At 63.5% G+C, this 23,909-nt stretch carries 18 protein-coding genes and 2 pseudogenes; 6 read left to right on the top strand and 14 right to left on the bottom strand.

Going from position 1 to position 23,909, the window contains the following annotated elements:
- Positions 1-3: 3 nt before the first annotated feature.
- Together IHQ72_RS31145 and murQ are read right to left on the bottom strand one after the other, a co-directional pair.
- Positions 4-121 (bottom strand): annotated as a pseudogene (locus IHQ72_RS31145) (esterase); the annotation flags it as partial.
- Positions 122-158: 37 nt separating this feature from the next.
- Positions 159-1,082, bottom strand: coding sequence for an N-acetylmuramic acid 6-phosphate etherase (murQ, locus tag IHQ72_RS31140; RefSeq protein ID WP_258119474.1), 924 nt, complete (start codon positions 1,080-1,082; stop codon positions 159-161).
- 174 nt (positions 1,083-1,256) lie between these two features.
- On the opposite strand from murQ, the gene IHQ72_RS31135 reads away from it, so the two are divergent.
- Positions 1,257-2,366 carry a carbohydrate kinase gene (locus IHQ72_RS31135; RefSeq protein WP_258119472.1) on the top strand — a complete coding sequence of 370 codons (1,110 nt, stop codon included), beginning with the start codon at positions 1,257-1,259 and terminating at the stop codon, positions 2,364-2,366.
- A gap of 31 nt (positions 2,367-2,397) precedes the next feature.
- On the top strand, positions 2,398-3,327 hold the full coding sequence (locus IHQ72_RS31130) for a pseudouridine-5'-phosphate glycosidase (RefSeq protein ID WP_258119471.1): 930 nt from the start codon (positions 2,398-2,400) through the stop codon (positions 3,325-3,327).
- Between the two features lie 43 nt (positions 3,328-3,370).
- On the opposite strand, the gene IHQ72_RS31125 is transcribed toward IHQ72_RS31130, so the two are convergent.
- From IHQ72_RS31125 to IHQ72_RS31070, 12 genes and pseudogenes are all read right to left on the bottom strand, one after another.
- Positions 3,371-4,789, bottom strand: a complete 1,419-nt coding sequence (locus IHQ72_RS31125; RefSeq protein ID WP_258119470.1) for an FAD-binding oxidoreductase — start codon at positions 4,787-4,789, stop codon at positions 3,371-3,373.
- Positions 4,790-4,975: 186 nt separating this feature from the next.
- Positions 4,976-6,228 (bottom strand): annotated as a pseudogene (locus IHQ72_RS31120) (VWA domain-containing protein).
- Complete coding sequence (locus IHQ72_RS31115; protein WP_258119469.1) at positions 6,221-8,479, bottom strand: DUF5682 family protein; 2,259 nt, start codon at positions 8,477-8,479, stop codon at positions 6,221-6,223. The pseudogene IHQ72_RS31120 and the gene IHQ72_RS31115 overlap by 8 nt, the downstream one beginning before the upstream one ends.
- Before the next feature lie 6 nt (positions 8,480-8,485).
- Positions 8,486-9,565, bottom strand: coding sequence for an ATP-binding protein (locus tag IHQ72_RS31110; protein WP_077381511.1), 1,080 nt, complete (start codon positions 9,563-9,565; stop codon positions 8,486-8,488).
- The gene (locus tag IHQ72_RS31105) at positions 9,519-11,027 is read right to left on the bottom strand and encodes a DUF5691 domain-containing protein (protein ID WP_258119466.1); all 1,509 of its coding nucleotides are present in this window, start codon (positions 11,025-11,027) and stop codon (positions 9,519-9,521) included. The genes IHQ72_RS31110 and IHQ72_RS31105 overlap by 47 nt, the downstream gene beginning before the upstream one ends.
- Entirely contained in the window at positions 11,024-12,424 is a 1,401-nt protein-coding gene (locus IHQ72_RS31100; protein WP_258119464.1) for an SWIM zinc finger family protein, read from the bottom strand. Before IHQ72_RS31100 ends, IHQ72_RS31105 begins: the two co-directional genes overlap by 4 nt.
- A 289-nt stretch (positions 12,425-12,713) precedes the next feature.
- A complete protein-coding gene (locus IHQ72_RS31095; RefSeq protein ID WP_258119462.1) occupies positions 12,714-13,994 on the bottom strand; it encodes an amylo-alpha-1,6-glucosidase in 1,281 nt (426 codons plus the stop codon).
- Positions 13,995-14,054: 60 nt separating this feature from the next.
- Positions 14,055-15,095: an ABC transporter ATP-binding protein gene (locus IHQ72_RS31090; RefSeq protein WP_258119461.1), complete on the bottom strand. Its 1,041-nt coding sequence runs from the start codon at positions 15,093-15,095 to the stop codon at positions 14,055-14,057.
- A gap of 21 nt (positions 15,096-15,116) precedes the next feature.
- A complete protein-coding gene (locus IHQ72_RS31085) occupies positions 15,117-15,959 on the bottom strand; it encodes a carbohydrate ABC transporter permease (RefSeq protein WP_258119460.1) in 843 nt (280 codons plus the stop codon).
- Positions 15,956-16,801 carry a carbohydrate ABC transporter permease gene (locus tag IHQ72_RS31080; protein WP_258119457.1) on the bottom strand — a complete coding sequence of 282 codons (846 nt, stop codon included), beginning with the start codon at positions 16,799-16,801 and terminating at the stop codon, positions 15,956-15,958. The genes IHQ72_RS31085 and IHQ72_RS31080 overlap by 4 nt, the downstream gene beginning before the upstream one ends.
- A gap of 101 nt (positions 16,802-16,902) precedes the next feature.
- Entirely contained in the window at positions 16,903-18,132 is a 1,230-nt protein-coding gene (locus IHQ72_RS31075; RefSeq protein ID WP_258119455.1) for an ABC transporter substrate-binding protein, read from the bottom strand.
- A gap of 35 nt (positions 18,133-18,167) precedes the next feature.
- Complete coding sequence (locus tag IHQ72_RS31070) at positions 18,168-19,226, bottom strand: substrate-binding domain-containing protein (protein ID WP_258119454.1); 1,059 nt, start codon at positions 19,224-19,226, stop codon at positions 18,168-18,170.
- A 220-nt stretch (positions 19,227-19,446) separates the two neighbouring features.
- Between IHQ72_RS31070 and IHQ72_RS31065 the strand changes: the two genes are divergently transcribed.
- From IHQ72_RS31065 to IHQ72_RS31050, 4 genes are all read left to right on the top strand, one after another.
- Positions 19,447-20,421, top strand: coding sequence for a sugar-binding transcriptional regulator (locus IHQ72_RS31065; RefSeq protein ID WP_128284199.1), 975 nt, complete (start codon positions 19,447-19,449; stop codon positions 20,419-20,421).
- A gap of 44 nt (positions 20,422-20,465) precedes the next feature.
- Positions 20,466-21,911 (top strand): ABC transporter substrate-binding protein, encoded by a 1,446-nt coding sequence (locus IHQ72_RS31060; protein WP_123146896.1) that lies wholly within the window; start codon positions 20,466-20,468, stop codon positions 21,909-21,911.
- Positions 21,912-22,116: 205 nt separating this feature from the next.
- Positions 22,117-23,040, top strand: a complete 924-nt coding sequence (locus IHQ72_RS31055) for a carbohydrate ABC transporter permease (protein WP_077381507.1) — start codon at positions 22,117-22,119, stop codon at positions 23,038-23,040.
- 9 nt (positions 23,041-23,049) lie between these two features.
- Positions 23,050-23,907, top strand: coding sequence for a carbohydrate ABC transporter permease (locus IHQ72_RS31050; RefSeq protein WP_095518160.1), 858 nt, complete (start codon positions 23,050-23,052; stop codon positions 23,905-23,907).
- Positions 23,908-23,909: the final 2 nt, after the last annotated feature.

The raw sequence follows: 23,909 nt of genomic DNA, 5'->3' as shown, positions 1-23,909 counted from the left end.
TTGTTAGGCTCCGTTGACGAGATCGCCGACCGATTGGCGAATCTCGATAATCCCGCTGTTGACGTGTCGGATGGATCCGGTTGGTGAGCAAGGTCCATGCCTTGCCTTTGTGGAAGTCGATCCGTCCTGTATACCAGTATCCTGGTATCCAGGCGGCTTCACAGCGTCTTTTCGCCTATCGCCTTTCGCAGAAACCCGCCCGCATTGTCGAGCGCCTTCCGCGCCTCTTCGATGCCCATCCCGGTGATTGTCACCAGTATCGCCAGCTTGACGTCTTTGCCGGTCTGGTCGAGCGCCCGTCGTGCCTGCTGCGCTGTGCAGCCGGTGGTCTGCATCACGATCCCAACCGCCCTGGCGACGAGCTTTTTGTTGCTGGGATTAAGATCCACCATCAGGTTCTGATAGCTCTTGCCGATCCGGATCATGCTGGCTGTCGTCAGCATGTTGAGAACCAGCTTTTGCGCGGTTCCCGACTTCAACCGGGTCGAGCCGGCGAGAACCTCGGGGCCGACAAGCGGAGAGATGGCAATGTCGGCAATGCCGGCAATGACTGACCTGGGATTGCAGGAAAGCGCCACGGTCGTTGCTCCCACCTGCCTTGCATAGGTCAAGCCGCCGATGACGTAGGGTGTGCGGCCGCTGACCGCGATGCCGACCACCACATCGTCGGCGGTCAACTTGATGTCCTGCAGTGCCTTCATGCCTTGTTGCGGATCATCCTCGGCGCCTTCCACAGCCCGCACCAGCGCTTTGGGGCCGCCCGCGATCAGGCCGAGCACCATGTCCTCGGGCACGCCAAATGTTGGCGGACACTCCGAGGCGTCGAGAACTCCCAACCGGCCGCTCGTGCCGGCGCCCATATAGACAAGCCTCGCGCCTTTTTGAAACGCACTAACGATCCGGTCTACCGCGGCAGCAATTTCCGGAATGACGTTCTCGACGGCGGCCGGAACGCCGCTGTCCTCGCCATTGATCTCGCGTAGGATCTCGATGGTCGGCAGCAGGTCGATATCCATCGTCCTCGGGTTCCGATCCTCGGAAACCAACCGCTCCAGCTCCGACATCAACTCCTGTTCATTCATCCGCTTACTTTCAAACTTCTTGCCATCGGCAACAAGTAATGTGATGCGGCGCCAAGCGTTGACCAGTACCAGCGGCTGGCATTGGCGGACCCCTGTAGATCCAAACAAATGTTGACAACATCATCTGTTGTTGATAAAAGTTCAGCCATGAATTGCGCGGGCCGGGGTGAGGCGATGGACGACCTTGGAGCACAGGAACAGGCAGTGCTGGATCTCATCGCGGCGAACCCTTTCGCCGGCCAGCAGGATATAGCGACCGCGCTCGGCATTGCCCGCTCGACCGTCGCGGCCCACATCGTGCAACTCGTCAACAAGGGCTACATTCTTGGTCGCGGCTATGTGTTGCCGGCCTCCAAGCGCATGATCTGCATCGGCGGCGCCGTCCTGGACCGCAAGTACCACGCCAAGAAGGATCTGATCTTCGGGACGTCGAACCCGGTCGACGGCTATCGCAGCTTCGGCGGGGTCGCCCGCAACGTCGCCGAAAACCTTGTTCGCCTCGGCGTCGACGTAAGCTTCGTCTCGATCGTCGGCGACGACGAAACCGGCCGCTCGCTGGTGCGGCATCTGCGCGACCTCGGCGCCGATGTCAGCCAGGTCATCACCACCATGGAGCGGCCGACGGCGGAATATGCGGCCATCCTCGATCTCAACAACGATCTCGTGCTCGGCATCGCCGACATGGAGATCTTCGATCTGTTTTCGCCCTCCTATCTCGACCGCTTCTGGCCGCATCTTGCTTCGGCGACTTGGGTGTTCATCGACTGCAACCTGCCGGCCGCGACTATCGCAGCGCTGATGTCACGCAAGCAGGGCGCGCGCTTCAAGCTCGCCGTCGACACGGTCTCGTCGCCGAAATCGGCACGCCTGCCGAAGGACCTGTCCGGCATCGACCTTATGTTCACCAATCGCGACGAGGCCAACACGATGCTTGGCATCACCGATGCCGACAAGCGGCTTAAGCCGAAGGAGGCTGCTTCGGCGCTGCGCGCGGCCGGCGCCAGCGAGGTGATCGTGACCATGGGCGCTCATGGATTTGCGGTGGCGACCGAGAGCGGCGTGGCGACGATGCGTTCCGTCCCGGCCCGCGCCGTCGACATCACCGGTGCCGGCGACGCGATGATTGCCGGCACCATGTACAAGGTGCTTTCGGGAGATCCCGTTCCTCACGCTGCGCGCACCGGCGCGCTGCTCGCCACGCTGACCACCGAGAGCGAATCCAGCGTTCATCCCGATCTGTCGCCGCGCTTCCTCACCGCCGGCATGTACCGCATTCCCGCCTGAACGCGAGCCGAACCCTGAAAGCGAAATGACGATGAAACCTTCCCTTCTCCACCTGAACGACGAAGTAGCGGCAGCACTTCGTGAAGGCCGCGCGGTGGTGGCGCTGGAATCGACGATCATCACCCATGGCATGCCCTATCCGGCCAATCTGGAGACTGCGCGCGGCGTCGAAACCGTGGTGCGCGAGAACGGTGCGGTGCCCGCCACGATCGCGGTGGTCGCCGGCATGATCAAAGTCGGGCTCGGTGACCGGGAGCTGGAGCAGCTGGCAGCGGCAAAAGACGTGGTCAAGGCCTCCGGGCGCGACCTCGCCGCCATCATGGTGGGCGGCGGGTCGGCCGGAACCACGGTTTCGGCGACGATGCGGATCGCCGCACTCGCCGGCATCGGCATTTTCGCGACCGGCGGCGTCGGCGGCGTGCATCGTGGCGCCGAGGCCACTTTCGATATCTCGGCCGACCTGACCGAACTCGGCCAGACCGGCACGACCGTCGTCTGCGCCGGCGTGAAATCGATCCTCGATATTGCAAAAACGCTGGAATATCTGGAGACCCAGCGCGTGCCGGTGATTGCCTATCAGAGCGACGATTTTCCGGCCTTCTATACGCGCTCCAGCGGACTGAAAGCCGATCATCGCCTCGATACGCCCGAGGACATTGCGCAGGCCATGCTGCTGCACGAGCAGATCGGCTCGGGCACCGGCATCCTCGTCGCCAATCCAATTCCGGAAGTGGATGCGCTCGATCCGGCCTTCATCGACGGCACGATCACGGCAGCGGTGGCAGAGGCCGAGAAACGCGGCATCGGGCGCAAGGAACTGACGCCGTTCCTGCTCGCCCGCGTCAACGAGCTTTCGCAGGGTCGCAGCCTGAAGGCCAATATCGCGCTGGTCCGCAACAACGCCGCGCTCGCTGCCCGCATTGCCGTGGCGCATGCGGGATTGAAGCCCGTGGGCAGATAGACTCAAGCACCCGGGCAGCGCTACCGGCCTTCGATCTCCAGCCTCATTGGGGCGGCACGTCACGTATGCTAGCCGCCGGCGCGAGGTCGAAGACCCGCCCGGCATTGAGGATATTCTTCGGATCGAAAGCCGCTTTCAAGCGCCGCATGGCCGCGATCTCGGCATCGCTGCGCACGAGGTGCAACCATTCCTTCTTGTCGAGGCCGATGCCATGCTCGGCCGACACGCCGCCGCCAGCCGCAGCGACGCCCCGATAGACGATGTCGTATGCGGCCGCCGGATCCACGGTGCGCACCTGATAGTGCAGATTGCTATCGCCGAGATGGCCGAAGACGTAGATGTCGGCATTGCGGTCAACGGCCTGGACCGCAGCTTCCGCTTCCCGCAGGAAACTGCCCATCCTCGCCAGCGGGATGCTAATATCGACGCCGACCAGGCCTTTTATCGAAAACAGGAAACGATTGGCGTCTTCTCGCACCGCCCACAGCGCGCGGAATTCGCGCGGCGACTGCGAGACCACCACGTCGTCGATCACGCCGTCCTCGACCGCCTGCATCAGCACAGCGGCAAAACGTTCGCCGTCGCGGTCGGGCTCGCTGCCCTGTATCTCGGCGAGCACATAGACGGGCGAGCCGACGGGCAGCGGCGCCAGCGCATCCATGCCGGCGACCATGGCGCCATAGAGCGGCGCGAAATTCACTTCATAGGCCGAGAGCAGGGGTCCAAGTCTCTGTCTGAGCAGACCGAGCAGCGCGATCGCCGCGTCGAGCGAAGCAAGCGCGCAGAAGGCGTTGACCTCGGTGGCCGGCTTCGGGTGCAGCCGCAGGCAGGCGCGCGTGACGACGCCCAGCGTGCCTTCGCTGCCGATGAAGAGCTGGTTGAGATCATAGCCGGAATTGTCCTTGGGCAAGCCCTTGAGCGAAGTCAGGATGCTGCCATCGGCAAGTACCGCTTCCAGGCCGAGCACCTGCGCGCGGTACATGCCGTAGCGCAGCACCCGGATACCGCCGGCATTGGTGGCGACATTGCCGCCGACCGTGGCCGTGCCGCGCGCGCCGATGTCGACGCCGAACAGCAAGCCGGCCGTATCGGCCGCGTCCTGCACCATCTGCAGTGGTGCGCCGGCCTCGGCGACGATCGTTGCCGCCTCGCGGTCGGGGGTCTCGATCGCCGTCATGCGCTCCAGCGACAGCACCGCTTCGCCGGGCTGGATGCGAGCCGCACCGGCAAGCCCGGTTCGGCCACCCTGGACGACAAGCCTTTGCCCCGCCTCGTTGCACAGGCGCAGTATGTCCGACACCTCGCCGGCAGTGCGCGGACGCAGGACGAACTCCGGCGGCGCGCCGGCTTTGCCGTCGGGATCTTCCCTGTAACGCGGTCCGGCCTCGTCGGCCGAAACAATCGCTGACCTGTCCAACCGCTTTTCCAGCCGCGACAGGAGCTCGGCAACCCTCTGGGACATAAGGCTCAAGGACGTGAACGCGCCGGCCGCACCGTTGCGGCCGGAAGACGCGAGGGCGAGGGCTGCGACCGATTTCTGTCGTCCGGTAAACGTGCGGAAAACCCGCCAAAAATATAGCCGGTTGTTTTCGCCATGCGCCGCTCCTGTAACAGGTCGACCATAGGTGCGGCCCGCTATTTGTCAAACCTATATGGGAGTAGGTGTTGAGTGACTCGGCGCCTCGGCGTCGGCGCGAATGAGCTTGATATCGGCCCCCGCCGCCCAGGCGCCGATATCCTCCCGGCGCAATGCCGCCGCCATCATGTCCGGGAACAGATCCGGCGTGCAGGCGAAGACCGGCACGCCAAGCGCCGCAACCGAACCTGCCATGGTGGGATCATAGCCGGGCCGGCCCTGGTCGGTCAGCGCCAGAAGCACGACGAGATTGACGCCGGATCGAACCAGCGCCGCCAGCCGCCGCAGCAACTCCTGGCCGTTGCCGCCCTCGTAGAGGTCGGTGATCAATACCAGATGCGACTTGGTTGGCCGCTCGATACGGTCGGCGCAGTAGGCGACCGCCTGGTTGATGTCGGTACCGCCGCCAAGCTGCACGCCGAACAGCACTTCGACGGGATCGCTGAGTTCCTCCGTAAGGTCGACGATGGCAGTATCGAAACAGACGAGCTTCGTGCGCACGACCGGCAGCGAGGCCATCACCGCTGCGAAGATCGAGGCGTAGATCACCGAACTCGCCATCGAGCCGGACTGGTCGACGCAGAGAACGACTTCGTCAAGATCGACAAGCCGGCGCTGCTTGCGCATGAAACCAACCAGCTTCTCCGGCACGATGGTCTTGTGCTCGGGCTGGTAGTGGCGAAGGTTCGCCGAGATGGTGCGCTGCCAGTCGATATCGCGCGCACGCGGGCGGTTGGTGCGCCTCGATCGGTCGAGCGCGCCGCGTATCGCCTCGGCGGTTTTCTGCTCCAGCCTTTGCATCAGCTTGGCAACGATATCGGCGATGATCGTGCGGGCGATGTCCTTGGTCTTGGCCGGCATGACCGAGCGCAGCGAAATCAGGTCGGCGACGAGGTTGACGTCGGCCTCGATCGCTTTGAGGAACTCCGGCTCCATCAGCATCTGCTTCAGGTCCAGCCGTTCGAAAGCGTCCTTCTGGACGATCTGAACGACTGGCGCGGGAAATAGGAGCGAATGTCGCCCATCCACTGTGCAACGCGCGGCGCCGAGCGGCCGAGTCCGCCGCGCCGCTTGCGCGGGTCGCTGGCTGCGGCGCTGGCACCATCGCCGTAGAGAGCATCGAGTGCCGCCGAAAGTCGTTTGTCGTCGCTGGAAAGTGCCGCCGACGCCTCGTCATCGGCGCCGATCGCCAGGCGCCAGCGGCGCTCCCCTCCGGCGTCTGCAGTGAGTGGGCCAGGCCCGTTCATTTCGCCCTCGTCATCCATTGCCGTTTCCTCCCATGAGCAATGGTCCAAGCCGTTCCAGGTGTCGGCGCCATGCCTCGCCGCCATCCGGCGTCGGCGTCAGGCCAGCCGGCAAGCGCGCGGCGCGGCCGAGAACCGCTTCGATCAGCCGCCGGCGCTCCATGCTGTCCAGATTGGAAAAGACGCGGCGCAGCAACGGCAGGTGCGCGATGAAAGCATCTTCGTCGAGAGATTTGAGCCAGGAATCGACCGCGGCGCGCAGACCTTCGTCATAGATCAGCCGTTGACCGGCTGTGCTGAAGAAGCCCTCGAAGAACCCCGCCGCCTCGGCGACCGGCGTGCCCGGCGACAGGCGTCGCCCGAGCAGTCCGGCTGCGGCTTCGGCGGACAGGCGGCCGGCCTCGTAGAGCAGGTGCGCGGCGCATCCGGCCAGCAGCGCCGTCGCCCGCGACCCCTCCAGCACGGCAGCCAGCCCGTTGCGCCATCCGTCCAGCACGTCTTCCCCGGGCTCGACCAGCCTGATCGCCTCATCGGCCTTGCGCATCGCGCTAGCCAGCGTCGCGGCGGCCTGCTCATCCAGGTCGCGTGCCGCATAGGGAAGCGCGATCGCACCTTCGACGATCAGCCGCTCCATCAGGCCGGAAAGCCGGTTCGTCTCCGTTTTGCGGGCCTCGCCGTAGCGGATGATGTCGGCGAGCGGCGGCACCGAGGCCAGAATCTCCAGGCATTCGCTGCTGCGCGCCGCGCGCGCCTCCAGGGCCGCGAGACCGGCCGTCGATGCTTCCGACAGGCCTGCCGTGATGGCGCCCTGGACCAGTGCCGCAAGCGTATCGAGGGTTGCTGCGGCTTCGATCATCTGGATCAGGCGGCCGTTGGCAGCCTTTTCGATGGTCGGCCCGTAGATCAGGTTCTCCACCAGGCGAACGGCATATTCCGGCTCCCAGGCCAGGGTCCACCGCTCGCGGAAGGTGCCACGGCTCCGACCGGCGTCCGTCAACTTGCCCCAATGCACACCAAGCACGTTCAGCCGATGCAGCAATGTCGAACGAAACAGCCCGCTGTCGCTTCGCAGGTCGACTGATAGTTCCCGCTCCAGCGCTTCAGGTTTCAGCCGCGCCGCCTTCTGGTTGCGCTGCAGATCCTCGATCAACGGCGCCAACGGCGTGTCGGGTGGAATTTCGCCCACGTCCGCACCTAGAAGCAGCTCGGCCTCGACCAGGGCCCACAGCAACGCTTCGCCATTGAACAGAGCCGCAATTGCGGCGTCGCGCAATTCCTCAAACCCGGGTTTCGGCCGCTCGCGAATCGCGGCGAGCGTCCGGGCGAGCCGCTCGGCTTCGATCAACGAAGCGGTCGAGACCAGATGACCCTTCACCCGCAGCACCGCTGCAATCATTGCAAGCCACAAGGTTGCTGCATCGCGCCGGCCGCGCGTGCGCCAGAGATGCTTGCACCAGCCCGGTGCGACGACGCCCGCGCCATAGCCGTAGCCCAGCGCCAGACGCGGTCCCGTCCACGGCGCCAATGTCATTGTGCTCTTGCGCCTTGCAATCCCCTTAAGCAGGGCTTGATCGTTTTTCTGCGGGTGTGTCGCCTGCAGTGCCGGCACATGCCACGCCCCGCAGACGACGGCGATAGGTCCATCGAATTCCTTGCGCGCCGCAGCGATTTCGAGCCGCATATGCGCTTCGCGCTGGGCCTCATACTGCGCGATCGAGCCTTCACCATCCCTCAGCGTTATCATCGCGTCGGAGATGGCCGCGAATATGGGGCCTGGTTCCGGATTCTGCTCGATGATGTCCGACCACCAGCTTTCGCCATCCTCATAGCCGGCGGCGCGGGCCAGCGTGCCTATCGGATCACGCCGATGCGGAGCAACGTCGTCATGCTCGCTTGCTTCCTTCGCTTCGCCGGTATCGACCTTTTCCGCGCCGTCGGCCGCCGCTGCCGTGAAGCGCGCCGACGAAGGCAGGTCGATGAAGCGCAACGCCGCCTTTTTGTCCACGGCCCAAAGCACCGCCTGATATTCGGGCGAGAACTCGGCGAATGGCCAGAAGCTTGTCGAAGCCGGATCCTCCTCGGGATAGCAAAGCAGCGCCACCGGCGGCTGCATTTCCGGGCGCGCCAGCAAGGGCAGCAGCGCGGAGGCGTCGATCGGCCCCTCGATCAGCACGGCGACCGGCTGCAAATCCTGCAATGCCTGCACAAGGCTGTCGGCGGAACCCGGCCCGTGATGGCGTATACCGAAATAGGTGACGTCGCTGTGCCCCATGGCGCGTCAGATCGCTGCGTTCAAGGCCGCATAGTAGCCTGCATAGTCAGGCCGCTTCTTGAGCACTGTTTCCAGGTATTCCTCCAGCACCGCCTTGTCCTGTACCGGATCTTTCACGATCGCGCCGACTAGGCTGGCGGCGAGACCTTCGGCGCCGAGCTTGCCGCTGTCGAACCACGCCGCCTGGCTGAGCCCGCCAACCATCGTCGCGATCGCCTCTGCGGTCGACAGCGAGCCCGAAGGCGTCTTCAGTGTCACCTTGCCGTCGGCGGTCGCACCGGACCGCAATTCGCGGAAGATGGTCAGCACGCGGGCGATCTCCTCGCCGACATTTTTCGGCACCGGCAGGTCGAGCCCGCCGGCCATCTCATCGACCCGCTTGGAGACGATCGCCACCTCTTCCGCCATGTCTTCCGGCAAGGGCAGCACCACGACATTGAAACGGCGCTTGAGTGCCGAGGAGAGTTCATTCACACCTTTGTCCCGGTTGTTTGCCGTGGCGATGATGTTGAAGCCGCGCTGGGCATAGATCGATGTGTTCAATTCCGGGATCGGCATCATCTTTTCTGAAAGCACGGTGATCAGCGTGTCCTGCACATCCGACCCCATGCGCGTCAGTTCCTCGAGCCGGCAGAGCTTGCCGGTCTGCATGGCGCGGTAGAGCGGCGTCGGCACCAATGCTTCCTGGCTCGGGCCCTTTGCCAGAAGTTGCGCATAGTTCCAGCCATAGCGGATCTGGTTCTCGTCGGTGCCGGCCGTGCACTGCACGATCAGCGTCGAGTCACCCATGATGGCGGCGGCGAGATGTTCAGACACCCAGGACTTGGCCGTTCCGGGAACGCCGAGCAGCAACAGCGCCCGGTCGGTGGCGAGCGTTGCCACTGCGGTTTCCATCAATCGGCGGCGACCGACATATTTTGGCGTTACCGGCGTGCCGTCGCCGGCCTTCCCGCCCAGCAGATAGGTCAGCACAGCCTGTGGCGACAGGCTCCAGCCGGCAGGCTTTTGCCTGTCGTCACCGCGCGCCAGCGCCTGCAATTCAGAGGCGTAGGCCTGCTCGACAGGGAGGCGGATGGCTGCGTTCATTTTGCTGTTCTCCGGATTGGTCACGTGTTGGTTCCAGGCCCCCCGCCAGTGATGCGTTGAGACGTAGAAGCACGAGCGAGGGAGCCGCCGGGGGCATACCGGCCGCAACAACGTCCTCGATCAATTTTTCCGCCGTCGCCGCAGTGGCGAGAAAGCCCATCGTTTCCAGTATTTCGTCGATGCCTCGCTTCACGATGTCGTCGTTTCCCGCGACAGCAGAACGCAACGCCGGCAGCGTCTGGCCATTCGTCAGGTCGCCCCATTCCAGCCAACTCGCTTCAATGCCTTCGGCAAGGTTGAGAGCACCAAGATATTTCGAGTCTTTCAGGATCAGCCTGACGAGGACACGCTTTCTGCGACTGTCCAGGCGCGGCGTGAGGTGCAGTACGAACAGCGCTGGCTTGCCGCCATCGGCGACAAGTGCGTCCGCCATATGCGTCACCGCGGCGTCGCTCCCTGACGCGGCGACCATTCGTGCGATCAGGATGTCGGCATTGTTGTCGGCGCCGAATTGCCAGGCTCCTATGAACTCAGGTTCGGTAGCACTGAACCGCGCGGCGAGGTCGACCAGGTTGCAGGTCTCGAACAGTTCGGCGCGACGCTTTTCCTGCGCCGGCGATTTCAACTTCGCCGGCGTGTAGATGCTGCGGCGGCGGATGAAGCCGGATTTGCCTTCGCTGATGAAAGCGGCGAGTTCAGCTGCGGGATCACCCGGTCCGCCATCGTTTGAACGGCCGTGCTCTCCCAACCTTGCCAGCAGTCGGCCAGCCAGTTCGCGCACCTTGCCGGACCTGTCGGCGGAGAGGCTTTTAAGGAACGGCGCGTCCTCAGGATTCAGGCCGAAGCGCATGAGTTCGATCAGCGCAAGCCTGACCTCGGCGGGCTCGCCCGAAGCCTTGGCCTCGACCAGCAGTCGAGCCGAAGCCGGTCCACTGCGGCGCATGTCTGCCAGCGCGATGCGTCGCGCGGCGGGATAGAACTCATCCCAATTTTCCGCCGTCAGTTTCTCTTGCGGGGCATGTCTCTCCCCGTCCACGCTTGCTTGCCAGTCGATCCAGGGAGCGTAGACGTCCGGACTGTTCTGATCCGACGCGACGGGCATCCAGTCCATCGGATGGAGCACAAAGCCGCGGCTGGCGACAAGCGTCACCACGCGCGTCTTGCGTCTCGCGTCGACGCCATGTTTCAGAGCGGCTCTCAACAGCGGCCGCAACCGCTCCGGCAGCATCGGGAGCGCAAGCCTGGGCAGCGGCGGCCGGCGCTTGAGCGTCTTCGGCGCCGCCGGCCGCAGGGCGACGTCGAGCGCTTGTGCTGCGATTGCCAGGAGCCGGCGCTCCTGCTCGTCGGGACTTGCACCGCCGGCGATTGTCTTCCAGGCGGTCGGAGCCAGATCGAAGGTGGCTCCGCCGGTGATCCAGCAATCGCGCATTGTCGCCAGGCCTGTTTGCTCGCCCTCGTTCACGACAGGTCAAGTCTCCCGAATCCGCTTTGAGCCGCCAGAAGGTCAAGCCGGGCGCCATCCCAGAGCGCTGCCGTGGCCGCAAGGTCGAGGCCGAGCAATGTTTGATTGACAGCGCCTGCGATCGGCAAGGCGATCCCTTGCGGATCATCCGCGGCCTGCCACCAGCCTGTGCCGCGGTCGTCGACCAGGATCGCACCAGGCGGCAGCATGAGAGGACAGTCGGTGATCCAAGGCGCAGCATCCTGATAGGAAGCATGCGTGGCGAGTGGGTCCTTTGCAGCGCCGAAGCTGAAATCAGGCCACGCGCCGGACATCACTTCACCCATGCGCTCCGCCACCAGTGCGCGGAGCGGCTTGCGTGATGGATAGAAGACCAGCCGAGCATCGAAACGATCGCCCGGAGCAAAAGCGTTGGACCGGCGTCCGGCAGAAGCCGGAAAATAATCGAGCAGCACGGCAAATTTCGGGGTAGTGCTCTTCAGATCTAGCAACCAGGTCGAATGGCTGACGAGACCGTCACGGCGGCTCTCGATCTTCTCGCCCAGAACTTCCCAGAAGCTTTCGACCTGTCTTGCATTGGGATTGGCCAGAACCTGTTCGCGGGTCTCAGACGTCGATACAAGGCGCTTCAACTCGGGATCGTCGGGCGCCGACCGCCACGCCTTGGCCAGCAGCACAAGCTTGCCAAGCTCGCGGATCGCAGCATCTGGTCTTTCCTCACTGCGCAGCGCCATGAGCCGCGGTGGGATCTCGTCGATGCGACCGGCAAGCGCGGTTGCCTTCATGTCGACCAGCCGGGCGGCAATCCGGCGGCAACGGTCGCTGCTGCCGTCGACAAACCCGGAAAGTCCAAGCCGCAACTGATCGGCGATCCATTGGTCGAGCTCATCGAGCGCCGCCGACACTGCTTCTCGCGTGTCTCCCGCCCGCTTGCGCTGCGCTGCCTCGCGACGCTCCACCGCCGCTACGTCTTCGACCGCGGCGCTCTCGTCCGTCCGTGCGGCTTCATCGATGCTCTTGGCTGCCGCGCCGGATGTCGGTTGCCCTGGCGCTGGCGTCGTCTTCCTGCGCCGGCCAAGCCAGTCATTCACCCATTCCGGTATCGATTCAGCGGCTGCAAAACTGGCTGGCGCAGTGGCGGCAATCCACATCAGGGCCAGCGTGTGCTTGCACGGGAATTTTCGCGACGGGCAGGTGCATTTGTAGCTGTGGTCGCCAGTGTCGACCACCACTCGATAAGGATTGGAACCGGAGCCCTGACATTCACCCCAGATGAGCGCCTGCTGCTCATTCTTTTCCAGCCGCGGCCAGTTCGATCGCTTGGTCAGCTTGGAGGCAGCGCTCAGCGACGCTTGATCGGGGGCAAGCGCCTCAATGGTCTTCAAATCGAATTCCAAGCCGCGCCCCTCGTGACTCGAACCAAACGCCTGTCGCCAGGATAGATAGCCGTTTGTGAAGAATTATTGTAGCTCTCGTGAAGCGAAGATCGATACGTCTCTGCCCCTATTCTCCTAATGTGCCCGAATCCGCCTGATCCGCAAGCGACGTCCACCGCCATTCGGCAGGCGGAGGACTTCCAGCAAAGCGCGGCGTTTGGCGCCGGCCAGCCCAGTTATGCGCTCAGGTGGACGGGAGCAGGCCTTGGCGGCCCATGCAACTGGAGGTCGCCTGAAGCAAAGAGGGGCGTCAGCCTCTGCCTTTCAGGAATTCGATCACCATTGCCGCCGTCCAGGTGAAACGGCCGCCGCCGAGCGGTTCGCCGCTGAGCGGATCGTAATATTCGGCAAAGCCGCTATCGGCGATGAGATCGAGGCTGGACTGGGTGATATGCCGGGCGACATCAGCATAGCCGGCAGCAGCAAGGCCGTCGGCGATCATGTAGTTGACCACCAGCCAGACCGGGCCGCGCCAGTAGCGTTTGGCGTCGAAGCGGGGATCGTCGAGATCGTGCGAGGGGACGATGTAGCCTGCCTTGCCGGCGATACGCTCGATGGTGGCGGCGATTGCAGCAGTGCGGGGTTTCGGGATGGCCGAGAAGACCGGCAGGATGCCTCCGACGGAGGCGCTGTCGACGAGCTTTCCGGCGACGCGGTCGAGGCAGAGATATTGGCCGTACGTATCGCTCCACAGCCGCTCCATCGCCGAAAGCCCTTTTTTGGCGCGGCTGCGGTTAGCGTCGGCGATCTCCATTTCGCCAAGCGTCTCGGCGAGATCGGCAAGGTCGGCCGCTGAGCGGATCAGGATGGCGTTGAAGCCGGGATCGACGATCTGGAAGGGTGAGGCATCGTGCAGTTTTGCATTGTCCCAGCCAAGTGCGCGAAAATGCTGCAGCAGCCAGAGGTAGCGGTCATATTGCGCCTTGGTCGGCCGGTGCGCCGGGTCGGCATGCAAGGTGTCGCGGCGCGTATAGGGCTCGACGCCTTCGGTCGGCACGCGCTCGAAGGCATGGTCCCAGTCGATGGAATTGTCGCGGCCGGACTCCCATGGATGGATAATGGCGACCAGTCCTTCGTCTCTTGGATCGCGGTTTTCGTAGAACCAGCGATGCCAGGCGTCGATCTTCGGCAGCAGCGCGCGGGCGCGCTCGGCGGCCAGTTTCTTGTCCCTGGCCCGGTCGAACAGGCGGCGAACCGCAAAGCCCGCCACCGCCGGCTGGGTGATGCCGGAGGTGGCAGTCGGGCGATTGGTCCTCCAGACCTCCGGTCCGGGGAAATAGCTGTCGTTCAGGACATGGAAGACGATATGCGGCACCATGCCGTCCGGCCATTGATGGGCGAACAGCGTCTCGATCTCGGTCCAGGCGCGCGCCTCGTCATAGTGGGCAAGACCGAGCGCGGTCAGGCAGGAATCCCAGTTCCACTGGAACGGATAGAGGCCCTTGGTCGGGATGGTATAGTCGCCGTGGTCGTTTTCCCTGAGCACCTCGACGGCACGGGCGATGGTTTCGTTGACGGCAAGAGAGATCATTGAAGCGTTCGTACTTTCAGGATTGAAGGGCGTTGGCGCGATTGAAGGGCGTTCGCGGGATCAAAGGGCGTTGGTGGTTTCAGGATCGAACCAGCGGATGCGATCGGCTTTGGGCGCAAGTCGCAGGTGGTCGCCGACGGCGATCGTGGCATTCGATTCGAGGATGGCGCGAAACAGCCCACCCTCGACGTCGCAGGTGACCAGCGTGTGCGGACCGAGCGGCTCGACGACGCGCACGGTGGCATGCAGCCCCTCGTCACCTGCGTCGACATCTTCGGGGCGAATGGCGAATTCAATTTTGTGCTTGTCCGATTTGGGACCGGGCAGCGTCAGGCCGGCGACGGTCCAGCTTCCGTTCGCAGTCTTCGTCGCGGGGATGAAATTCATCGGCGGATTGCCGATGAAGGAACCGACGAAGCGTGCGGCCGGATTGCTATAGACCTCGACCGGCGAGGCGGCCTGGACGATGTGGCCCTGATGTATGACGGCGATGCGGTCGGCGAGGCTCATCGCCTCGACTTGATCGTGAGTGACATAGATGGTGGTGGTCTTGGACGCGGCGAGCACACCCTTGAGTTCGGCGCGCATTTCGAGCCTGAGCAGCGCGTCGAGATTGGACAGCGGCTCGTCCATCAGGATGACGTCGGGCTCCATGGCGAGCGCGCGGGCGACGGCGACGCGCTGGCGCTGGCCGCCGGAAAGCTGGCCCGAATAGCGTTTCAGCAATTGCTCGATATGCATGAGCTCGGCGGTGCGGTTGACGCGGCGCTCGACCTCTTGCTGCGGCAATCTCTTCATGCGCAGGCCGAAGGCGATGTTCTCGAACACGGTCAGATGCGGAAAGACCGCATAGCTTTGGAACACCATGGCGATGCCGCGGTCGCGCGGCGGCAGATGATCGACGCGACGGCCGCCGATCCAGACCTCGCCCTGGCTCGGCATTTCCAATCCGGCGACGATCCTGAGCAATGTCGTCTTGCCGCAGCCCGAGGCGCCGAGCAGCACCATGAACTCCTGGTCGGCGATGGTGAGGTCTATCGAATGCAGCGCGGTGAAGCCGCCGAAGCGTTTGGCCACTTGTTTTATGGCGATCTCAGCCATCGGCTTTCTCCCTATCGCGCGTCATCGGTTGGCGATCCCCCACATGGCGAACAGGTATTTGCGGACGGCGAAGATGAAGATCAGCGCTGGGATGACCAGTGCAGCCCCACCTGCGAATTTGAGATAGAGCGGCGACTCGCCGAGGCTCTGCAGCAGGAAGGCGGTCAGCGTCCGGTTCTCGATCGTGAGCACGGCGGCGGCAAACACCTCGTTCCAGGAGATGGTGAAGGCAAAGACCGCCGAGGCCGCGATGCCGGGCAGTGCCAGCGGCAGGATGACCTTGCGAAAGGCCTGCAGGCGGGTGCAGCCGAGCGTCCACGCCGCTTCCTCGAGCTCTACCGGAATGCCTGAGAACAGTGAGAAGGTGATCAGCACCGCGAAGGGCAGCGCCAGCGTGGTGTGGACCAGCGCCAGCCCGATGGCGGTGTCGTCGAGGCCGGTGCGGATGAACATCACCGCAAGCGGCAGCGCCAGCAGCGGCAGCGGAAAGGCGCGGGTCATCAGCACCAGGAAGCGGAACGTGCCCTTGCCCGGAAAATCGAAGCGCGACAGCGCGTAGCCGGCGGGCGCGCCGAAACCGATCGAGAGGATCATCGTCAGCGTGGCGACGAGGACCGAGTTCCACAGCGCACGGCCGACGCCGGCGAAATTGATGAAGAAAGACAGGCTGCCGAAATCGAAGGAAGGGAAGAAGCGTTTCGGAAAGGCAGTGACCTCTTCCGGCGACGACAAGGCATTGACTATCAGAAGATAGATCGGCAGCAGCACCCAGACCGATAGCAGGATGACGGTGGCGACCAGCAGCCAGTTGCCGGCCTTGCGGGTCGCGGGCGCGGGGATTGGCATCTCTGCGACGGCGCTCATATGCGCGCTTCCTTCGGCACGCGCAGCACACGCAGGAAGAACAGCGTGAGGCCGACCGAGATGGCGAGGATGAGCAGGGCGAAGGCGGCGGCAACGTTGCGGTCCTGCAGCGAGAACTGCCAGTTGTAGGTCTCACCCATCAATACCGGCAAATTGGTGCCGCCGAGCGCCGCCACCACGGCGAAAACCTCGAAGGCGAGGATGACGCGCAGGATGATCGCCGTCTGCAGGCTAGGGCGCAGCAAGGGCAGCGTGATTTTGACGAAGCGCTTCCACGGGCTCGCGCCAAAGACTTCGGCCGCCTCGTGATATTCCCGGGGGATGAGCCCCATGCCAGCGACCAGGATGACCATCATGATCGCAGTCGCGCGCCAGATCTCGGCCAGTATCACGGCGACGAAGATGGTCAGCTTGCTCTGGTAGCCGAGGAACATGACGGGCCTGTCGACGAGGCCGAGGTTCGACAGCAGAGTGTTGAGGAAGCCGGACTGGTCGAAAATGGCGAGCCAGATCAGCCCGGCGGCGAGATCGGAGATGCCGAGCGGAATGGCGAAGATGTAGAGCGCCGCACCCCGCCCGGTTTCGAGCCTGGACACGACCGTAGCCATCAACAGCGCCATAACCAGCTGGATCGGCACGACGATGGCTGCGAGCAGGATGGTGTTCCAGAAGGCGACCGGGAATTTCCAGTTGCCGGTCATGGTTCGAAAATTGTCCAGCGTGAAGCCGCCGTCACGGGTGAAAGCTTCGAAGGCGACCAGCGCGAACGGGTAGAGGAAGAAGACGCAAAGGAACAGCGTCGCCGGCATCAGCAGCAGATAGGGCAGGGCCTTGCCGTGCATGGCATGTCCTTTGGCGTGGTGCGGCTGGCGCCCGGAACGCAACAGGTTCCGGACGCCCCTCGGGAGGATTCTAGTCGACCGGGCAGGCGCCTTCGGACGGCTTATCGGGTGCCCAGCACGGTGCCTTGGCCTGGTCGATGAGGGCCTTGAGCGCCGTCGCCTGTTCCTCGATCACGCCACGCACATCCTGGCCACCGAGCACGATACGCTCGAAACTGTCGACATAGACCTGGTTGAACTTGCCGCCCAGATCGCCGAGCCCCATCGGCAGCAATGCCGGCAGCGCATCCGGCGCACCGGTCATGGTGGCGATCACCGGGCCGAAGGCTTTCACCGAGGCCGGCATGTCGTCGGGCAGATTTACGTCGACCACGGGGAAGAAGTTGGTGGCCTTGAGCGTCGCGATCTGTGTTTCCGGCTTCAGCATATAGGCAACCAGCGCCTTGGCCTTGTCCATATCCGGTCTTCGGAATGGCGACGCCGGCGACCACCGGCATGTAGCCGCGACCCGCCGGGCCGGCTGGCGCCGGGAAGGCGACGAACTCGTCCGGCTTCTGGTTGAACGCATCGGCAAGCCGCGCCACGTGATCGAACGCCACCCACACGTCGCCGGTCAGCAGCGGCTCCTGCATGAAGGCATAGCTGGTCGAATTCGGGTTGGTGTACTGCCACAATTCCTTGAACTTGTTCCACGCGGTCTCGGCCTCCGCCGAGCGGAACTTGGTCACCATCGAGCCAGTGTAGGACGGATAGAGAAAACCCTCGAAGAAACGGTGCTTCAGCCCCTTCGGTCCGGCCGGGAAGCCGAATTTCGGCGAGCCGGTCTTCTCGGCGATGTTCTTCGACCATTCGATCAGCTTGTCATAGGTGATTTTGTTGAGATCGACGCCGGCCGGTAGATATTGCAGCGCCTGCTTGTTGGCCGCCATCAGGAAGGTGGCCTGCATCCAAGGCAGATATTTCTGGTCGCCTGTGCCGAGCATGCCGAGCTTCTTGTAGGCCTCGTTGAGCTTGACGCCGCCGATATCGACGCCGGACAGATCGACAAGGTTCGCGCCGACCGTGGAGAAGTCACCGTGCAGGCCGCCGAGTACGCCGATGGTGCCGGAGCCGGCCTGCAGCTCGGCCTGGAGGCGGGTCAGCCAGGGCCCGTCCTCGGCGACTTGGTAGTCGACCTGGCCGTCAAACGACTTCAGCACTTCGCTGCGCATTTTCTGCGTCTCCTCCACAGGCCGCGCCTGCGTCGACCAGAACAGCACCTGGGCCTGCGCGCCGCCGATCGCCATCGACAGCGCGAGTGCGGCGCCTGCCAGTGTCTTCAACGCATTCATCGTGGTCTTCCTCCCTGGTTGTGCGCCGCCCGGCTTCAGTTTTGTCCTGTGGGTGCCGGTCCTATGGGTGCCGGGCCATGGCTTGCCCGCGAAACCAATGTCGGCCGGATCAGCCGTGTCAGCGGCGCGGCGGACTTGTCGCCGATGACGGTCAACAGCATCTCGCCGATCTCGCGCGCGCATTGGCGGATCGACGCATCGAATGTAGTGAGGCCGGGCGGTGCATAGGCCGAGGCGGCGATGTTGTCGAAGCCGATGACGGAAAGGTCGCGAGGGATGACCAGGCCGGCGCGGGCGGCCTCTTCCATGACGCTGAGCGCCAGCTCGTCGAACAGCGCGACGATAGCCGTCGGCCGCTCGTCAGCATGCAGCAGCCGGTTGATGGCCTGGATGCGGGCGCCGCGATCGAAGCGCGGCGCCGTCGCTACATCGAGCCTGACCGACGGATCGCCTCGGCGCGCGATCGCTGCGGCGAGCCCGTCTTGCCGCAGATGGCGAAACGTCATCGGCTCGGCGATCGTCACCAGCCCGAAATGGCGGTGCCCGAGATCGTAGAGCATGTCGAAGGCTTCACCGAAGGCGTGCGCGCCATCGGTGTCTAGCCAGTTGTAGGCGAAGTCGGTGTCGAGCAGCCGGCCATGGGCGACGAATGGGAAATTGCGTTGGCGCAGATAGGCGAGCCGTTCGTCGACCTCGGCGATGCGGGTGACGACGACGCCATCGGCGCGTCCGGATTCGACAACATGGCGAAGCACGGAAAGTTCCGACTGGCCTTGCGCCGCGGCGGCGAGGATCAGATCGGTGCCATGCGAAACCAGCCCTTCGCCAAGCCCGGTGACGAATTCGCCAAGGAAGGAATCGACCAGATTGGGGCCGCGGATCGGCAGCACCATGCCGACAAAGCCGCTGCGGCCGGAGACCAGCGTGCGGGCTGCCGTGTTGGGCACGTAACCGGCCTGGCGCGCGGCTTCAGTGACGCGCTCGCGCGTCTTCAAGGCGATCTGCTGATGACCGGCAAGCGCCCGCGACACCGTGGTGATCGACAGGTCGAGCTGCGCTGCAAGTTCCTTGAGCTTGGTGACGCGGGCCGGCACCGTTCCTCCCAATCGAAGTGTTTGAAGCGTTTGTAATGGGTTCCAGTCAGATTGCAAACGTTTTAAATCCTCGGCCGGGCCAATGAGGTGTCGATCGCGCTACAGCGGGCCGAACCCTGTTTTTGGCCCGCTTAGCGTGATTTGAACCACGCGGTGCTTGACTCCGGCGGCGGCTTGTGAAAAATTTTGCACCGATTGATAAAAATATCTTAGGGCGGAAATGGTTGGTTTTGGAAACGGCCTCCTGCGCGACGATGAAACCAGCATGGCGACGCGTGCCGCCTGGCTTCATTATGCTGGCGGCCTGACCCAATCGGAGGTCGCCAAGCGGCTTGGCCTGACCAGCCTCAAGGCGCATCGCCTCATCACCAAGGCCAATCAGGAAGGCTTGGTCAAAGTCTATATCGACGGCGAAGTGTCGGAATGCGTCGCGCTTGAAGACGATTTGTCCAGCCGCTACGGCCTCGATTATTGCGAGGTCGTCCCCGACTTCGATGGCGAAGACTTGCCGCTGAAGGCGCTCGGCATCGCCGGTGCGCAATTCCTCAAGCGTGAGATCGAACGCGGCGAGGACACGCTGATCGGCGTCGGTCATGGCCGCACGCTGGCCGCCTGCGTCGAATATCTGCCGCGCATATCGGCCGAAAAGACCCGCTTCGTTTCGCTGCTTGGCGGCCTGACGCGCAAGTTCTCGGCCAATCCGCACGATGTCATTCACCGTCTGGCCGAACGGACCGGCGCGGAAGCCTATGTGATGCCGGTGCCGATGTTCGCCAACACGGTCGAGGACCGAACCGTGCTGCTCGGGCAGAAGGGTATCAGCGAGGTCTTCGATCTCGGCAAGGCCGCCGACCTGCTCATTGCCGGTATCGGCACCGCCGAGCGCGAGGCGTCGCTGGTCGCCACCGGCATGATCGAGAAGGGCGAGATGGAAGAGATTCGCCGCAAGGGGGGCGTCGGCGAACTGCTCGGCCATTTCTTCGACGATGCTGGAAAAGCGGTCGAGACGACCCTTTCCAACCGGGCGCTGGCCCTGGCGCGCGAAGACATCAGCAATCGCAGGATTGTCGCCGTTGCCGGCGGCAAGGTGAAGGTTCGTGCCATCAAATCGGTGTTGGAGGGCCGCTATCTCAAGGGCTTGGTCACCGATGAGCGGACGGCGCGATCACTCGTGGAGCAGACGCCGGTCGGGTAGCCGGCAGCCATTCGATTGAAACTACCCTGTGGAGGAGAAGACAAATGCATGAGAAAGAAAAAGACCTGATCGATGCGTTCCTGCGCGGACAAGTTGATCGTCGTGGGCTGATCAAGGGTCTTGGCGCGATGGGCCTTGCCGCTGGCACGGCCGGCACGCTGCTCAATCTGGGGCAGACCCGTGCGCTGGCGGCGGACTTCGACTGGCAGGCGCACAAGGGCAAGACCATCAAGCTCTTGCTCAACAAGCATCCTTACGCGGATGCGATGATCGCCAACCTTGAAAACTTCAAGAAGTTGACCGGCATGGAAGTCGTCTACGACGTCTTCCCGGAGGATGTCTATTTCGACAAGGTCACCGCTGCGCTGTCGGCCAGCTCGCCGGAATACGATGCCTTCATGACCGGCGCCTACATGACCTGGACCTATGGCCCGGCCGGCTGGATCACCGACCTTAACGAGTGGATCAAGGATCCGACCAAGACCAACGTGAACTATGCCTGGGACGACTTCCTGCCCGGTGTCAGGAAGTCCTGCGCCTGGAACGGTCAGCCTGGCGGCGTGCTCGGTTCCGACGACGCCAAGCAGTGGTGCATTCCGTGGGGCTTCGAACAGAACAACATCACCTACAATAAGGGTATGTTCGACAAGGTCGGCGTCAGCGTTCCCGGCAATATGGACGAGATGGTCGCTACGGCGGCCAAGCTCACCAAGGATGTTGGTGGTGGCGTCTACGGCATCGGCGTGCGCGGTTCACGCTCCTGGGCGACGATCCATCCCGGCTTCCTGTCGGCTTATGCCAACTTTGACCAGAAGGACCTGAACGTCTCGGCTGACGGCAAATTGTCGGCCGCGATGAACACCGCCGAATCCAAGGCCTTCCACAAGCAATGGGTCCAGATGATCCAGGAGAGCGGCCCCAAGGACTGGTCGACCTACACCTGGTATCAGGTCGGCACCGACCTTGGCGCCGGCGCCTCGGCGATGATCTTCGACGCCGACATCCTCGGCTACTTCATGAACGGCGGCGACAACAAGATGGCAGGCAAGCTCGCCTTCTCTGCCTTCAAGGCCAATCCCGCCGCCAAGGCTCCAACGCCCAATATCTGGATCTGGTCGCTGTCGATGTCCAATTTCTCGAAGGACAAGGACGCCACCTGGTACTTCATGCAATGGGCATCCGGGCCCGAGCATGCACTGTTCGGTGCGACCGAGATGGACTTCGTCAATCCGGTGCGTCAGTCGGTCTGGAACGACCAGATGTTCCGCGAGAAGCTGAACAAGAGCTATCCGGGCTATGTCGAGATGTTCGACGTTTCGGCGCCCGGCGCCAGCATCAAGTTCACCCCGCAGCCGCTGTTCTTCGATCTCACCACCGAATGGGCGGCGACGCTGCAGAAGATGGTGGCCAAGGAAGTGCCGATCGACGAAGGCCTCGACATGCTGGCCACCAGCGTCGACGGCCAGCTCAAGGAAGCCGGGCTCGGCTGAGTCCTGGCGGCCGGCTGGCCCGCTTCTGCGGGCCAGCCGGCCATTCCACTGCGAAGCGGCGCCCGGAGCATCGGACCCAAAAGTGGAAACCGGTTTTGGGAAAATCCGATGCTCAAACACTGGCGGTGCCGCCACTCGCCCACCGGCCGCCTAGCTCCCTGGGCGGCCGGCAGGGCGAAGCAACAGAGATGACGGGTGAGCAACGATGACTGCGGCGACAATGCAAAGAAACAGGCCTTCCGGCTTCAGGATCAGCAAGAAAGTGCTGCCCTATGTACTCAGCCTGCCGGCCTTGCTCGTCTGCATCGGCATCCTGATCCCGTTCTTCACATCGGTCGTCTATTCGTTCCAGCGCTATCGGCTGAGCCAGCCCTGGGCGCGGCAGTTCAACTGGGGCGACAATTACATCTCCTTTTTCACCGACCCGAGGTTCTGGAACACGCTGGAGATATCGCTGCTCTATGCCGGTATCACCGTCCTGCTCGAACTGCTTCTCGGTCTCGGCATCGCCATGCTGCTGCAGAAGCGCTCGACGCTGAACAATTTCATCTCGATCATGCTGTTGATGCCGCTAATGACGGCGCCGGCGCTTGCCGCGCTGATGTGGAAGCTGATGACCAATCCCGGCTTCGGCGTGCTGAGCTATCTCGCCAGCCTGATCGGACTGCAGGATTTCCGCTGGGCCTCGTCTCCGTCGACCGCACTTTTCACGGTGGTTCTTGTCGACATCTGGGTCTACACACCCTTCATCATGATCCTGCTGCTTGCCGGCCTGCGCAGCCTGCCGACGCAGCCGTTCGAGGCGGCAGCCCTCGACGGCGTGCCGAGGAGTTTCGTGTTCTTCCGCATCACCTTGCCGATGCTGACACCCTACATCCTGACGGCGACGCTGTTCCGTCTGCTTGATTCCATCCAGCAGTTCGACATCATTTATGCCATGACCCAGGGGGGGCCGGGCGATACGCTGACCGTCTTCCAGGTCGAGGCCTATCTCAACTTCTTCCAGTCGACCAATGTCGGCCGCTCGGCAGCACTGATGATCATCCTGTGGGCGATCACCTATTTCCTCTCCAACATCTTCATCAAGAATTGGCTGCGGCTGCGCGAACGCGCCCGCGGCCAGGCATAGGAGGCTGAGATGGAACACACCTCGCTTCTCGAACGCATCCTGCGCGGCATAGCGCTGACGCTGGTCGTTATCTTCTTCATGTTCCCGATCGTCTGGATCCTCATGATGTCGTTCCAGACCAACGAGACCATCCTGCGGATTCCGCCGCAGCTTGTCTTCAAGCCGACGCTGGCCAACTACACCGCGCTGATCACCGGAAAGCTGACGACGGCAGCCGGCACGCTCGACATCGCCTTCATGCGCAACCTCTGGAATTCGGTGTTCCTGTCGGTCACCTCGGTCGCCGTCGCGCTGCTGCTCGGCGTTCCGGCGGCTTATGCCTTTGCCCGGCATAAGTTTCGCGGCTCGGAGGATATTGCCTTCACGCTGCTGTCGTTCCGGTTCGCGCCCGCGTTGCTGGTGCTGCTGCCGCTCACCCTCTATTTCCAGAAGCTTGGACTGGCAAACACCTATATCGGGCTGATCTGGGTCTATCAGCTGATCTGTCTGCCTCTGATCCTGTGGATCGTGCGCGGCTATTTCGAGGACATCCCGGCCGATATCGAATACGCCTATCGCATTGCCGGCCATTCCTGGTTCGCCACCTTCCGTAAGATCGCGCTGCCGCTTGCCGGCCCCGGCATCGCGGCTGCCGGCCTGCTCGCCTTCATCTTCGCCTGGAATAATTTCGTCTTCGCGCTCGTGCTCGCCTCGGCCGATAAGCAGCCGGTGACGGTCGGCGCGCTGGCTTTCATCACCTCCTCCGGCATCCAGTACGGCCAGATCTCGGCGGCGATCGTGCTGTCGATCACGCCGACGCTGGCGCTCGCCCTCTATGCGCAGCGCTATCTCGTCGAAGGCCTGTCGCTCGGCGCGGTAAAGGGATAGTT

Source organism: Mesorhizobium onobrychidis (assembly GCF_024707545.1).
GTDB classification, from domain to species: domain Bacteria; phylum Pseudomonadota; class Alphaproteobacteria; order Rhizobiales; family Rhizobiaceae; genus Mesorhizobium; species Mesorhizobium onobrychidis.
The sequence above is the reverse complement of the archived record's forward strand: the minus strand, read 5'-3'. Positions and strand labels throughout refer to the sequence as shown.

Coding starts and splice junctions, on each gene's coding strand:
- IHQ72_RS31050 (WP_095518160.1), top strand. CDS start 23,050: ATGGAACACACCTCGCTTCTCGAACGCATCCTGCGCGGCATAGCGCTG.
- IHQ72_RS31125 (WP_258119470.1), bottom strand. CDS start 4,789: ATGTCCCAGAGGGTTGCCGAGCTCCTGTCGCGGCTGGAAAAGCGGTTG.
- IHQ72_RS31060 (WP_123146896.1), top strand. CDS start 20,466: ATGCATGAGAAAGAAAAAGACCTGATCGATGCGTTCCTGCGCGGACAA.
- IHQ72_RS31065 (WP_128284199.1), top strand. CDS start 19,447: ATGGTTGGTTTTGGAAACGGCCTCCTGCGCGACGATGAAACCAGCATG.
- IHQ72_RS31110 (WP_077381511.1), bottom strand. CDS start 9,565: ATGAACGCAGCCATCCGCCTCCCTGTCGAGCAGGCCTACGCCTCTGAA.
- IHQ72_RS31075 (WP_258119455.1), bottom strand. CDS start 18,132: ATGAATGCGTTGAAGACACTGGCAGGCGCCGCACTCGCGCTGTCGATG.
- murQ (WP_258119474.1), bottom strand. CDS start 1,082: ATGAATGAACAGGAGTTGATGTCGGAGCTGGAGCGGTTGGTTTCCGAG.
- IHQ72_RS31095 (WP_258119462.1), bottom strand. CDS start 13,994: ATGATCTCTCTTGCCGTCAACGAAACCATCGCCCGTGCCGTCGAGGTG.
- IHQ72_RS31085 (WP_258119460.1), bottom strand. CDS start 15,959: ATGAGCGCCGTCGCAGAGATGCCAATCCCCGCGCCCGCGACCCGCAAG.
- IHQ72_RS31115 (WP_258119469.1), bottom strand. CDS start 8,479: ATGGGGCACAGCGACGTCACCTATTTCGGTATACGCCATCACGGGCCG.
- IHQ72_RS31055 (WP_077381507.1), top strand. CDS start 22,117: ATGACTGCGGCGACAATGCAAAGAAACAGGCCTTCCGGCTTCAGGATC.
- IHQ72_RS31090 (WP_258119461.1), bottom strand. CDS start 15,095: ATGGCTGAGATCGCCATAAAACAAGTGGCCAAACGCTTCGGCGGCTTC.
- IHQ72_RS31135 (WP_258119472.1), top strand. CDS start 1,257: ATGGACGACCTTGGAGCACAGGAACAGGCAGTGCTGGATCTCATCGCG.
- IHQ72_RS31130 (WP_258119471.1), top strand. CDS start 2,398: ATGAAACCTTCCCTTCTCCACCTGAACGACGAAGTAGCGGCAGCACTT.
- IHQ72_RS31080 (WP_258119457.1), bottom strand. CDS start 16,801: ATGCACGGCAAGGCCCTGCCCTATCTGCTGCTGATGCCGGCGACGCTG.